Origin of the sequence: Vibrio sp. 10N.286.51.C3, assembly GCF_003050065.1 — a bacterium.
Classification (GTDB): Bacteria; Pseudomonadota; Gammaproteobacteria; order Enterobacterales; family Vibrionaceae; genus Vibrio; species Vibrio crassostreae.
This window is the reverse complement of the sequence record NZ_PIGC01000009.1, coordinates 176,881-189,867: the sequence shown is the minus strand read 5'-3', so window position 1 is coordinate 189,867 and position 12,987 is coordinate 176,881. Positions and strand designations below refer to the sequence as shown.

Sequence of the window (12,987 nt, the reverse complement as noted above, 5' to 3'; positions counted from 1 at the left end):
CCTTGTGAGGCTCTTTTTGTATCTATTTATCAACGATTATGGGTTAACGTTGCGGTTGATAGGGTTCTGTAATGAAATCAGTGTCTCTGTCGACTGAACTTCATCGATTGCTTGCAGCTTATCTATCAATACAAACTGCAGCTCTTCAATCGACTTACACATCAGCTTTACAAAGATATTGTAAGCACCAGTGGTGTAGTACGCCTCAACCACTTCATCTAAGGCATTCAGCTTGGCGATCGCTGAGTGGTAATCTTTGGCAGCATTGAGGTTGATACCAATAAAGCAACACACGTCGTAACCTAGCTTTTTCGTGTTTACCACAACCTCGGTACGCTCAATAATGTCGGCCGATCTCATCTTTTCGATACGAACGTGAATCGTCGCAGGGCTGACATCGAACTGCTTTGCCATTTCAGCATAAGGAGTACGTGCATCTTCCATCAAGGTTTTGAGGATGGCACGGTCTAGATCATCGAGACGAGCTGTGGTTGTGGACATGCATAATCCTTAGATTGAATGAAAAACATACCGGCCTGAGTACACATCATAGCCAAGGGTGATAATATTAGCAGTAACTATAGGGTTAGGGTGAATTCAGTGCGATTTTCGTTATTTTTTATTGTGATGTGTTGGAGTGTGTTTGCTTCAGCTCAGGCAAAGGATGTATTGGTGATCCACTCTTACCACCAAGGCTTTTTCTGGACAGATGATTTCCATAAAGGATTATCAGATGAGCTCGATCGTGACGGGCTGTCTTACCGTGTGGTTTATCTCGATAGTAAACGCACTCAAAACCCAGAATACCTAGAGCGCGTGTATCAGCTTTATCATACCAAGCTACTGCATGAAGAATTTGCAGCGATTGTCGTTAGTGATAATAACGCGCTCAACTTAATGAAGCGCCTTGCGCCCGATCTCAAAGATACGCCAGTCATCTTTGGTGGCATCAACAACTTCTCCCCTGAAATGATCGAAGGTTTGAACGCGACGGGCATCACCGAAGATATCGACTTAGTTGGCAATATTGAGTTGGTTAAGCGTCTTCAAGCGACCGTAAAGAAAATCTATATTGTTACTGATCACTCGGTCACGGGTAAGGCGATTCGCTCTCAAATCGATTTATTTATCAAAAACCATCCCGATATTTCTGATCTCGTTGAGCACTATGTGCCGGATTCCTACCAAGAGTTAATGGCCTTTTCTCAACGTGTTGACCTAGGAAAAAGCTTGCTGTTTTGGGCGTATTACCGCGATGCACAAGGCAGAGTGAGTAGTGATGAAGATTGGCGACAACTGAATATTAAGACCCAAATTCCATTGTACATGGTGCACGATCTAGGGCTAGGTTTTGGTGCGATTGGTGGTGTGATTCAAAGCGGAGAAACGCAAGGCCGAGACACCGGGCGCGTATTGTTGAGTGTACTGAAAAACCCCAAGGCACCATTGCCATTGGTGGTTGCTGGCGCGCCAGAAATCAAACTTGACTACCAACAGATCTCAAGATGGGATTTGGGTGCCGAGAATGAAGCCTCGGTGACCTTCCTCAACAAGCCAAAGTCATTTTTAGTACGCTACCGCGATGAAATTCGCACCGTAGGTTTGCTGTTTTTGGTTATGTCGTGTGTCATCGCGACATTGGTGTATTACCTCAATCGCCTAAAGAAAAGTGAACGTGCCAGCCGACAAAGCCAGCTGCTGCTTGAGTCGATATTCGACCAAAGCCTGCAGTTTATGGGGATCATTGATAAGGGCGGTGTGTTGTTGTCGAGTAACAGCAAGCTACATGAGCTGCTTTATAACCAAGGCTATAAACTGGGAACACCTCTGCAGCAACATCAACATTGGGAAGATTCTGCACGAGAAGTGCTAAGTGAATATTTCATCACTAAAAGTGAACACCCAGCCTTACGATTTGAAGCTGAGGTGTGGTGTCGTGATCGTGGTGCGATGGTGTTGGATATTTCATTGAAGCCGATGCCAGGCAATGAGAAGGAAGACACTCAGTTCCTGTTTGAAGCGCGTGACGTGACCTCTCGTAAGCTGGCTGAGAATAAACTGTTCCAGCGCGAAGCGAACCTCAAGTTATATTACGACAAACAACCGGTGATGATGATTACCCTCGATGGCAATAACCGCATCCAACAAGTGAACCAGTTTGCGGAGCAGTTACTAGGTTACCCGCTAGAACAACTATTAGGGCACCGCCCTCGAGAGTTCTATGTCGACGAGAATGCGATGATTCCACGTCATATTTTGCTGCAACCACAACATAAGATTCGTGGGGTATGGCGTCGTGATATCGAATATCGCCATGCGGACGGCAGCAAGATCTGGATTCGAGAAAATATCCGCCCGCTAGTGGAGTCTGATCAGCTGTTGATTGTGGGCGAAGACATCACTGAAACGCACGAGCTCTCTGAAAAGTTAGAGTATCAAGCTCGTTATGATCTGCTGACTGATACCTTCAACCGTAACCATTTTGAGCAAGAGCTGCAAAAAGCGCTCAAAGAGGTTGAGAGTCACATGCGAACTCACGCAATGTTGTTCTTAGACTTGGATCAGTTGAAGGTCCTGAACGACACCGCAGGGCATGAAGCGGGTGATGCCGCAATCATGTTTAGCGCCAAATTGCTGGAAGATGTACTGCCTTATAATGCGGTGTTAGCGCGAATGGGCGGTGACGAGTTTGCAGTATTAATGAAAGACTGTACTGAGCGAGATGCGGTGAATGTGTGTCGCAGTATTATCTCGACGATGAGCGAGAATCCGTTCTTGTGGGATGATATTCGACTCAACCTGACTTGCTCTATTGGCATTCGATTGATTGACCATACTGCGGCTTCACCGCAGATGGTGCATGCTCAGGCGGATGCGGCTTGTCATGCGGCTAAAGAAGAAGGCCGTAACCGTTATAACCTTTACCATCAAGATGATGAAGACCTGCGTCGTCGTCACTTAGAGATGGAGTGCGTCAACTTAGTGCATGAGGCTTTGGCGAATGACCGCTTAGAGTTGTTTGCTCAGCGCATTCTTGGTCTAGATGAAAATAGTGAAAAAATGCATTTTGAGATCTTGGTACGTATCAAGAATATCAAAGGTGAGTACATCTCTCCGGGGATCTTCATGCCAGCCTCTGAGCGCTACAACATCGCGCATTTGATTGACCGCCAAGTGGTGGGTCAAACCTTGAGTTGGTTGGAACAACGACCAGATATCATTGATGAGTTGGGGATGTGTTCAATTAACCTTTCCGGTCACTCGATGGGTAACCGTGAGTTTGTCGAGTTCTTGATAGATAGCCTGAGTGATTCATCGATACCGTGTCATAAGATTTGTTTAGAGATCACCGAAACGGCTGCGATGAGTAACATGAAGCAGGCGATCAAATTCTTCACTCGAATCAAAGAGCTCGGCTGCATGATTGCACTGGATGACTTTGGCTCAGGGCTATCGTCGTTTGGTTATCTGAAAAAACTGCCGGTCGATATTGTGAAGATCGATGGCTTGTTTGTACGTGATATTGATGTCAATGAGATGGACCATGTGATGGTTCGCTCGATCAATGATTTAGCTAAGCAGATGGGTAAACATACCGTGGCTGAGTTCGTTGAAAATACTCAAATCATAGATAAGTTGATCGAGCTTGGTGTGAACTACGCGCAGGGCTACATCATAGGGCGACCTAAGCCGCTTGCAGAGCTCGTTGAAGAGTTAAGACAAGAACGAGAGACAGAGCAATTGGTTTAGGTAAGCCGACTTTAGCTGTGAATACTTTTCACCGCTAATATGTATTGTTGAGGCAATCAGGTAAACTGGTTGCCTCTTTTGTTTTGAATACTACTGTCTGTTGGAGACGACCTTGCAACTACAACTGATTTGCGAAGATGCTACCCAAATCGATCATTTGAATGACTTAGCGACCCGCTGGAACTTATCTCATGATGAAAGCAGTGATTTTGCTTTGGTACTGACTAGTGAGCGACTTGAGCTACGTAAAGTCGATGAGCCTAAGCTTGGCGCTATCTTTGTTGATTTAGTGGGAGGCGCTGTCGGTCACCGACGTAAGTTTGGTGGTGGTAAAGGTCAGGCGATTGCCAAAGCCGCTGGTTTAAACAAAGGCGCAACGCCAACTATCCTCGATGGCACTGCAGGCTTAGGGCGCGATGCGTTTGTGTTGGCTTCTCTAGGTTGTAAGGTACAAATGGTCGAGCGTCACCCCGTTGTGGCAGCACTGCTTGATGATGGCTTGCAGCGAGCGCAACAAGACCCAGACATCGGTGGTTGGGTTAGCGAACGTATGAAGTTGATTCACGCTTCGAGTCACGATGCGCTAGATAAACTCAGTAACGATCCTGATTTCGAACAACCAGACGTGGTGTATCTAGACCCAATGTACCCACACCCAGAGAACAAAAAGAAATCGGCTTTGGTTAAAAAAGAGATGCGCGTATTCCAATCTTTGGTGGGTGCCGATCTGGATGCTGATGGTCTATTTGAGCCGGCGATGAAATTGGCATCGAAGCGCGTTGTGGTCAAAAGACCGGATTACGCAGCTTGGTTAGACGAGCAAAAACCGAGTATGGCGATAGAAACCAAAAAGAACCGCTTTGACGTCTATGTGAAAGCATCAATGACTTAATTGATGCATCAATAACTTAGATACACGCTAAGAAAATTTCCCGTCATAAATACGATAAATTGCCATTTAACACTTGCGATAGTCGCGTTACGGATGTATATCTAACTAAGAATCATTATTATTCTTAGCTGGAGTTGTAGCATGGCTAAACGCTTTTGTAAGTTAAACCGTCGAGATATCACTGAACACTTGGGCGAGATCCACAGCTTGGTGACTGAACCTAAGTTCGTGTGTCGTTCTTGTGCGCGTTCTTCGGCGGATCAAGCGAATCTATGCAAACCAACCGCAATTCCACCTATTGGTTGTCAAAACAAACCCGTTGAAGAGAAAGTCGCATGCGGCCTGTTAGCGGAAACATTACCTGCACCAGAGCTATCGCTTGCAGAAATCAACGAGACAATTGAGCCTAGCGTGCAAATGTTCGATCCAGCCGCAACTGATATTGTTCCTGAGCTTGCAAAAAAAGAGGCAGCACAGAAAAAAGCCAAGTTGAAAAAACTGATGGCGAAGGCGAGTAGTGATGAGAAAGCTGAACTCAAACAAGCGAAGAAAGCAGCTAAGAAACAAGAGAAGTACAACAAAAAGCTCGCGAAGATGATTAAGAAACAGCAAAAGCTGTTTAAGAAAAGCCAGAAACTGGAAAGTGACCTTGAACGCATCAATCTACAACTTGATGATGTCGCCTTCACTGAAACCAAGACTCAGGTAGTGAGCCATAATCACATTCACTGAAGTTGATTCGAATGGTTTATTGCTACAGCGATGATTTAAAAAGAGCGACCTTAGGTCGCTCTTTTGCTTTTTGGGGTTATCCGAGCTAGCTTATGTATCTCGTTCAAATCAGCTAAGCGTTGCTTGCGGATCTTGCTACGCGCTTCTTCACCCAAGTCTCATTGACGAACAAAGAGAACAAGATAACGGCGCCACCAATAGACAATCGAACCAAATCGACATCTCTGTTCCAAATCAGGATATTCACCACAAGACCAGCAGGAACCAATGCATTGTTCATTACCGCCAGTGCACCGGCATTCACCATGCATGCACCTTTATTCCACATAAAGTAACCCAGCCCCGAAGCAATCAAGCCAAGGTAGATCAGGATTCCCCATTGAAGTGTGGTGGTGGGTAGTTTCTCTGGATTGCCCAGTAGCATGAAAGCAACCGAAGCGACACATAGCGCCCCTAAGTAGAAGTAACCAAATATGGTTCGCTGAGGTAACTCGGTCGATTCCTTCTCCATCACAACTTTGTAGCCCACCTGACCGATAGCAAAGCACAGGTTCGCGCCTTGCACGACGAGGAAGCCAACTAAAAAGTTTTCGTTGATGCCTGCGAATTTAATGAATACCGCGCCTAATACCGCAATTGCCGCAGTCACTAGGTACCACGGAGAGAATTGCCCTTTGAGAAAGTCATAAATCAGCGTGACGTAAATTGGCGTGAAAACGGTAAACAAAAGGACTTCAGGAACAGATAGCAGTAAGAAAGACTGATAGTAGAAGCAGTACATCAGGCCAAGCTGGATACCACCAATAGTCATCAATTTAGCGATCAGCTTACGTGATACGCCGCGAAACTTTAGGAAAGGAAGAAATACGACGCCAGCAAGGGCAACACGCATTAAAACAGAGAACCAAGAATCAACCTGACCCGCAAGGTAAACGCCGATCAGGCTAAAGGAGAAGGCCCATAGGAGGGTAACACCAGCTAAATAGCTCATAGTAAAACTTCGTTAATAAGATATGAGCTGTATGTTACCTAACCTTAAATCATTAGTCTTCTGAATCTCTTAGAGGCACGACCAGCATATCAACCGGAGAGGCGTTGATCAGTTGTCGTGTTGAAGAAAGCAGTTTGCTCCAAAAGTCTTGATGGTGACCGCAAACCACGAGATCAACATTGAACTCGTTGATGGTGTCACACAGCTCATGACTCAAATCGCCACTGCCCACCAGGGTATGGGTGATCGGGTATTGAGCGTGCTCCGCAAAATTTTGCAGCTGAATACGAGATGCTTCCATCGCGTTATGTTGCGTTTCGGCCATGTTGATATCAATCAGGCCAGTGTAGAGTTCCGCGTAGTTAATATCGATATGGATAAAAGAGACTTTGGCTTCCAATGGCTTTGCCAATGCTACCGCTTTATCCACAATTAATTTGCTGTCTTCTGATAAATCGACCGCGACCAAAATATGTTTGTAACTCATATCTCTACCTCCTTTATTCATTGTCTGTTTAAAGATTAGCACTATGCGGTGGCTTTTTTTGCTGAAGTGATCTCATATCCACTGTCTTGCGTAATGACAGCTCGAAATATTGGTTAACTAATGGCCTGCGAGATATTCATTAAAAAGTGATATAGTAGAGAAAATTGAGGATGTAATTAGGAGTCTTAAATGCTGTCAAAAACTATGGTTGAGCAACTGAATGATCAAATTAACCTAGAATTTTTCTCATCCAATCTATACTTACAAATGAGTGCTTGGTGTGAAGACAAAGGATTTGAAGGTGCAGCAGAGTTTCTGCGTGTTCATGCAGTAGAAGAAATGGAACATATGCAGCGTCTTTTCACTTACGTAAGCGAAACAGGTGCAATGCCAATTCTGGGTGCAATTGAAGCACCAAAACACGAATTCGAAAGCCTTGGAGCAGTGTTCCGTGAAACTTATGAACATGAGCAGATGATTACTGAAAAGATCAACAAACTGGCTCACGTTGCTTTCAGCACACAAGACTACTCAACCTTTAACTTCCTGCAATGGTACGTTGCAGAGCAACACGAAGAAGAGAAGTTGTTTAAAGGTGTATTGGATAAGCTAGAACTTGTTGGTGAAGACGGTAAGGCACTGTTCTTTATTGATAAAGACCTAGCGCAATTGGCAAAAGATGGTTCATCTTCAATTATGGAAGCTCCTGCCGTTTAGGTAGTACGAGAAAGACACTGATTATCTTTTTCTTTTGAGTTTTCTTATGAAGATGTAGGGAGGAAAGGATGATCAGCGGCGACACTATTCTATTTGCACTAATGGTTGTGACTTGCGTGAACTGGGCGCGTTATTTTACTGCGCTAAGAACGCTCATTTATATTATGCGAGAAGCGCATCCTCTACTTTATCAACAAGTAGACGGAGGCGGTTTTTTCACAACTCATGGCAATATGACCAAACAGGTTCGTCTGTTTAGTTACATCAAAAGCAAAGAGTATCACCATCACCATGATGAAGTGTTCACTTCCAAGTGTGATCGTGTGAGACAGTTATTCATACTCTCTTCCGCCCTGCTGGGTGTAACGTTACTGGCTTCTTTCATCGTCTAAGTTATTTAGTGCGTGTGAAGTAGAACTTAGTTTTTGGTGTAAAGCTTCGGTTGTTGGTTTGCTAAGCCAATTAGGGTTTTTGCTGTTGTCTGCAAATTGTACAATTGAACATCAATTGCAAAGTTTAAAATTGCCGCTAAAATAGCGAGCAATTAGTAAGGATGTGCTGTTTATGCACATCCTTTTTTATTGATGGCATTTCGAGAACAGGGCGTACTCGGGCTGCAAAAGTGAAGAAAAGCAGAACCACATGAGTGAAAAATTTGATGTAATCGTAATTGGTGCGGGCGCCGCGGGCTTAATGTGTGCTGCGGAAGCTGGTAAACGCGGCCGACGAGTGCTGGTGGTTGATCATGCAAAGAAACCAGGCAGAAAAATTTTAATCTCAGGTGGCGGCCGTTGTAACTTCACTAACTATGATGTTTCAGCCAACAACTTCCTGTGTAACAACCCTCACTTTGTGAAGTCAGCTTTATCTCAATACACCAACTGGGATTTTATCTCGATGGTGAGCAAGTACGGTATAGAGTTCGAAGAGCGAGACCACGGCCAGTTGTTCTGTGTGAATGACCACACCGCAAAAGACATCGTGAGCATGTTGCTTGAAGAGTGTAAGCTGGCGAAAGTTGAACAGCGCTACCGTTGTGACGTTCACTCCATCGAAAAGACCGATTCTGGCTTCAAGATGCATCTCAATACCGACCAAGTTGAGTGTGACTCACTGGTGGTAGCGACCGGTGGTTTGTCGATGCCTAAGCTGGGCGCAACGCCATTTGGTTACAAGATTGCAGAGCAATTTGGTTTGTCTGTGATGCCAACTACCGCAGGCTTGGTGCCATTCACTCTGCATAAAGAAGATAAAGAAGCTTTCGCAGAGCTTTCTGGTATCGCAATTCCTGCCGAGATCACCGCGCAAGACGGAACCTTGTTCAAAGAAGCATTGTTGTTTACTCACCGCGGCCTATCGGGTCCTTCAGTACTGCAAATTTCTTCGTTCTGGAAAGCGGGTCAGTCGGTTTCGATTAATCTAGTACCTGAAGTCGATGTAGCTGAGTTGCTGGCTAACTCTCGCGAGAAGCACCCAAATCAGAGCCTGAAAAATACCTTGGCGAAAGCACTACCGAAGCGTTTTGTGGAAGTGTTGATTGATCGTAAAGAGCTGGAAGACAAGCCGCTCAAGCAGTTCAATGAAAAACAGCTGAATGACATCGTAGAGCACTTAGAAAATTGGAAAATCGCGCCAAACGGTACCGAAGGCTACCGAACGGCCGAAGTAACTCTAGGCGGCGTGGACACCAATCACCTATCTTCAAAAACTATGGAATGTAAGAGCGTCTCTGGCCTCTACTTCATCGGTGAAGTGATGGACGTAACGGGCTGGCTTGGAGGTTATAACTTCCAATGGTGCTGGAGTTCTGGCTTTGCTGCAGGCCAGTGGGTTTAAGCTTACCCATAGATTTAAAATTACATAAAAATGGCGAGTCATACGACTCGCCATTTTTGTATCTAACATTGTGCTCTAGCTCTAGATTCGGCTTTATAGATAGCTTTTCGTTCTCAATCGAATCTTTTAGCGCTTATTTACGCAGCTTTGTTTTTTGAAAATTTGATCTGTTGAACCACTAAACCAGCAATGATCAGTACCAAGCCAAACAGTGTCGCTGGGTGAATTTCTTCGCCGATAATCGTGGAAAGTAGCATCAACGAGATAAATGGTGATGCGAAAATCAGGTTGCTGATACGAGCTGTGTTGTTGGTTAGCTTGAGTGCTGATAACCACAATACAAAGGTAATTCCCATCTCGAATAGGCCAACGTAAGTCACCGCCATCCAGCCCTTCGCCGTGATTTGGCTAAAGCTTTCGCCCTCAAAAATGGTTAAACCGATCGCGAATGGCAATGCCACTAAGAAACCAAGCAGTACACCCACCACAGGATCTGCCTTGTTTTTGGTGTTGAGAATCCAGTATCCCGCCCAAAGCAAAGTTGAAAGCAGCGCTAGCGCCACACCGAGTGGGCTATCGAACTGCATTCCTAACACGTCGCCTTTGGTCGCAATAACTACCACACCCGCATAGCTGAAGGTACACGCAATCCAATCTTGTTTACGAATCTTTTGCCCTAGAAAAACCGCTGCCATTAAGGTTAGCGTGATCGCCCAGCTGTAGTTGATGGCTTGAGCTTGTGAAGCGGGAAGCAGGTCGTATGCTTTGAATAGAATCAGGTAATAGGCCAATGGGTTGACCAAGCCGAGCAGTAAGTAATACCAAGGGTTTGAAAGGAACGTAGTACTCAGCTGAGAAAGCTTGCCCTGAAAGGCGCAGACTGCGATCAGCGCAATCGACGACACAATGCTAGCGATAGTCAGCATTTGAATAGGTGAAAACTCAGCAAGGGTCAGCTTAAAAGCAGTAGCGACCGTTGACCACAGCAGTACTGCGGAAAGGCCAAAGCCTAAGGCACGACGTTCGTTCATGGCAACTCATTTTAATTTGATGGGACAGAATACGGAGCGCCTAGTCTATCTGTCGAATTTTAATACGGCAAACTGGACATTTATCCAGTATCAAAATACCATTTAATGAGTTATTTCCAATTAGGCTAAATCATTATCATGCAATGGATTATCGAACATCAGGCAACGCTTATTGCTGCAATTTCTGGCGCGCTCGTCAGCGGTGGCGTCGTGGGTTGGTGGATTAAACAGAAGCTCTCTTTTCAGCAGCGATTGCTCGAGCAGCAGCTAGAGTCCGATCGTTTGTTGCATGAATCTCAGCAAGCTCAGCTCAAATCATCACTCGCAGAGGCGCAACAAGAACTCAATGAGTTAGATGATGACCGAGACAAAGCGGCATTCGAGCTCAAGCAAGCACACGGTAAGGTGATGGCTGCGATGGAAAAGCTGCGCTACTTTGAGGCAGTAAAGCAAGAGCGCCAGCAGTACGCTGATGAGATCAATGTGCTTAAGGATCATAAGTCTGAATTAGAAGCCGAGCTGCGCGAACAAGAAGCAAGGCATGATCAAGAAAACCTCGCCAATAGCGAAAAGCTGCAGTTGCTAGAACAAGCTGAATCTCGACTTAAGCAGCAGTTTGAATTGTTAGCGAACCAACTTTTTGAGAGTAAAACCGCCAAGGTAGATCAGCAGAACAAGCAGAGCCTAGAAGGTTTGTTGTCTCCACTAAGAGAGCAGTTGGAAGGCTTTAAGAAGCAGGTTAACGATAGCTTTAGCCAAGAAGCCAAAGAGCGCCATACCTTAGTGCATGAGCTGAAAAACCTGCAGCGCCTTAATGAAAGCATGACGCGTGAAGCGGTTAACCTGACTCAAGCACTAAAGGGCGATAACAAACAACAAGGTAACTGGGGTGAAGTGGTACTGGCTCGCGTGCTTGCTGAATCAGGGCTGCGCGAAGGTCACGAATACCAAACGCAAGTGAACCTACAGAACGATGCAGGTAAGCGCTATCAGCCGGATGTGATTGTGCATTTGCCACAAGATAAGCAAGTAGTGGTGGATTCTAAAATGGCATTGGTCGCGTTTGAGCGTTACTTCAATGCCGAAACCGATCAACAGCGTGATGCCGCATTGCGTGATCATTTGGCTTCATTGCGAGCGCATATTAAAGGCTTGAGCCAGAAAGATTATCATCAGCTCAAAGGCATACAGAGCCTGGATTACGTGTTGATGTTTATCCCGGTTGAGCCAGCATTCCAAGTGGCGATTCAGGCTGATCCTAGCTTGGTGAAAGATGCGATGGAGCAAAACATCATCTTGGTCAGCCCAACCACCCTGCTGGTGGCACTGCGTACCATTGATAATCTTTGGCGCAACGACAGACAGAACCAAAATGCACAAGTTATCGCGGAACGTGCGAGCAAGCTTTACGACAAGCTGCGCCTGTTTGTTGATGATATGGAAGGCCTTGGCAGCTCACTTGATAGAGCCAACCAAAGTTATCAAGGGGCGATGAATAAGCTAGTGACAGGGCGAGGCAACGTGATTCGTCAGGCCGAAAGCTTCAAGCAATTGGGTGTTGAAGTGAAGAAACCGATCTCGATTGGTTTGGCTGAAATGGCGCAAAATGAGGCTTTTTCAGAAAATGCCTCCTTAGTAGAAAGACAACCTGCTGAGGATAAAGTAAACTAATCGGCCGCAGCGCCTCTAAATACAAAGAGCGCTGTCGATGAGAACTTACCATGGTAGATAACAGCATTATGGACACAAGCGTGCAGACAAATTCAGCAGTAGAGTCAGAAACCACACACTTTGGTTTCGAAACAGTCGCAAAAGACGAAAAAGTCGCGAAAGTAGCAGAGGTATTTCACTCTGTAGCCGCTAAATACGACATCATGAATGACTTAATGTCGGGTGGTGTTCACCGCTTGTGGAAGCGATTCACGATTGATTGTAGTGGCGTGCGCCCGGGTCAACGTATCCTAGACCTTGGTGGTGGTACCGGTGACCTGACTGCGAAGTTCTCGCGTATCGTTGGTGAAAAAGGCCACGTGGTTCTTGCTGATATCAACAACTCAATGCTGAATGTTGGCCGTGATAAGCTGCGTGATAGCGGCATTGTTGGCAACGTACACTATGTACAAGCGAACGCTGAAGAGTTGCCTTTCCCGGATAACTACTTCGATTGCATTACCATCAGCTTCTGTCTGCGTAATGTAACCGATAAAGACCAAGCGCTGCGTTCAATGTACCGCGTGCTTAAGCCGGGTGGTCGTCTGTTGGTTCTTGAGTTTTCTAAGCCAGTGCTTGAGCCACTATCAAAGGTTTACGACGCATACTCTTTCCACCTATTGCCAAAAATGGGTGAGCTGATTGCTAACGATGCAGATAGCTACCGTTACCTTGCAGAATCTATCCGCATGCACCCTAACCAAGAGACTTTGGAAGGCATGATGCAGGAAGCGGGTTTCGAGAATACTAAATATTTCAACCTAACGGGCGGCATTGTTGCGCTGCACCGCGGTTACAAGTTCTAGTCGAACTTGGTAGCAGGCTCGTTGAGCGTGCTAAA

12 protein-coding genes are annotated in these 12,987 nt (G+C 45.7%); 8 read left to right on the top strand and 4 right to left on the bottom strand.

Translation table 11 applies throughout. The features are described 5' to 3' along the window. Positions 1–36 precede the first annotated feature (36 nt). Positions 37–501, bottom strand: a complete 465-nt coding sequence (gene asnC / locus CWO27_RS12330) for a transcriptional regulator AsnC (protein ID WP_008218581.1) — start codon at positions 499–501, stop codon at positions 37–39. A 126-nt stretch (positions 502–627) separates the two neighbouring features. Between asnC and CWO27_RS12325 the strand changes: the two genes are divergently transcribed. The 3 genes from CWO27_RS12325 (at position 628) to CWO27_RS12315 (ending at position 5,374) form a co-directional block, all read left to right on the top strand. Further along, positions 628–3,750: an EAL domain-containing protein gene (locus tag CWO27_RS12325; protein ID WP_107899038.1), complete on the top strand. Its 3,123-nt coding sequence runs from the start codon at positions 628–630 to the stop codon at positions 3,748–3,750. A gap of 112 nt (positions 3,751–3,862) precedes the next feature. After that, positions 3,863–4,642, top strand: coding sequence for a class I SAM-dependent methyltransferase (locus CWO27_RS12320; RefSeq protein ID WP_017060146.1), 780 nt, complete (start codon positions 3,863–3,865; stop codon positions 4,640–4,642). 141 nt (positions 4,643–4,783) lie between these two features. Continuing rightward, positions 4,784–5,374, top strand: coding sequence for a hypothetical protein (locus CWO27_RS12315; RefSeq protein ID WP_102530152.1), 591 nt, complete (start codon positions 4,784–4,786; stop codon positions 5,372–5,374). A gap of 112 nt (positions 5,375–5,486) precedes the next feature. On the opposite strand, the gene CWO27_RS12310 is transcribed toward CWO27_RS12315, so the two are convergent. Continuing rightward, positions 5,487–6,365 (bottom strand): carboxylate/amino acid/amine transporter, encoded by an 879-nt coding sequence (locus CWO27_RS12310; RefSeq protein ID WP_102479131.1) that lies wholly within the window; start codon positions 6,363–6,365, stop codon positions 5,487–5,489. A gap of 52 nt (positions 6,366–6,417) precedes the next feature. Continuing rightward, a complete protein-coding gene (gene uspA / locus CWO27_RS12305; RefSeq protein ID WP_017060149.1) occupies positions 6,418–6,852 on the bottom strand; it encodes a universal stress protein UspA in 435 nt (144 codons plus the stop codon). A 189-nt stretch (positions 6,853–7,041) separates the two neighbouring features. Between uspA and ftnA the strand changes: the two genes are divergently transcribed. The 3 genes from ftnA to CWO27_RS12290 all read left to right on the top strand — a co-directional run bounded on the left by ftnA (position 7,042) and on the right by CWO27_RS12290 (position 9,405). Further along, the gene (gene ftnA, locus CWO27_RS12300; RefSeq protein WP_017066029.1) at positions 7,042–7,569 is read left to right on the top strand and encodes a non-heme ferritin; all 528 of its coding nucleotides are present in this window, start codon (positions 7,042–7,044) and stop codon (positions 7,567–7,569) included. Positions 7,570–7,637: 68 nt separating this feature from the next. Beyond that, on the top strand, positions 7,638–7,961 hold the full coding sequence (gene uspB, locus CWO27_RS12295; RefSeq protein WP_048661272.1) for a universal stress protein UspB: 324 nt from the start codon (positions 7,638–7,640) through the stop codon (positions 7,959–7,961). A 250-nt stretch (positions 7,962–8,211) separates the two neighbouring features. Further along, positions 8,212–9,405, top strand: coding sequence for an NAD(P)/FAD-dependent oxidoreductase (locus CWO27_RS12290; RefSeq protein ID WP_107899037.1), 1,194 nt, complete (start codon positions 8,212–8,214; stop codon positions 9,403–9,405). A 137-nt stretch (positions 9,406–9,542) separates the two neighbouring features. Here the strand turns inward: CWO27_RS12290 and CWO27_RS12285 are convergent, their stop codons facing one another. Then, on the bottom strand, positions 9,543–10,436 hold the full coding sequence (locus CWO27_RS12285; protein ID WP_107899036.1) for a DMT family transporter: 894 nt from the start codon (positions 10,434–10,436) through the stop codon (positions 9,543–9,545). A gap of 138 nt (positions 10,437–10,574) precedes the next feature. On the opposite strand from CWO27_RS12285, the gene rmuC reads away from it, so the two are divergent. Both rmuC and ubiE read left to right on the top strand, forming a co-directional pair. Next, a complete protein-coding gene (gene rmuC / locus CWO27_RS12280; protein ID WP_102432215.1) occupies positions 10,575–12,107 on the top strand; it encodes a DNA recombination protein RmuC in 1,533 nt (510 codons plus the stop codon). A 65-nt stretch (positions 12,108–12,172) separates the two neighbouring features. Then, positions 12,173–12,952, top strand: coding sequence for a bifunctional demethylmenaquinone methyltransferase/2-methoxy-6-polyprenyl-1,4-benzoquinol methylase UbiE (gene ubiE / locus CWO27_RS12275; RefSeq protein WP_026012235.1), 780 nt, complete (start codon positions 12,173–12,175; stop codon positions 12,950–12,952). The last annotated feature ends 35 nt before the right edge of the window (positions 12,953–12,987 follow it).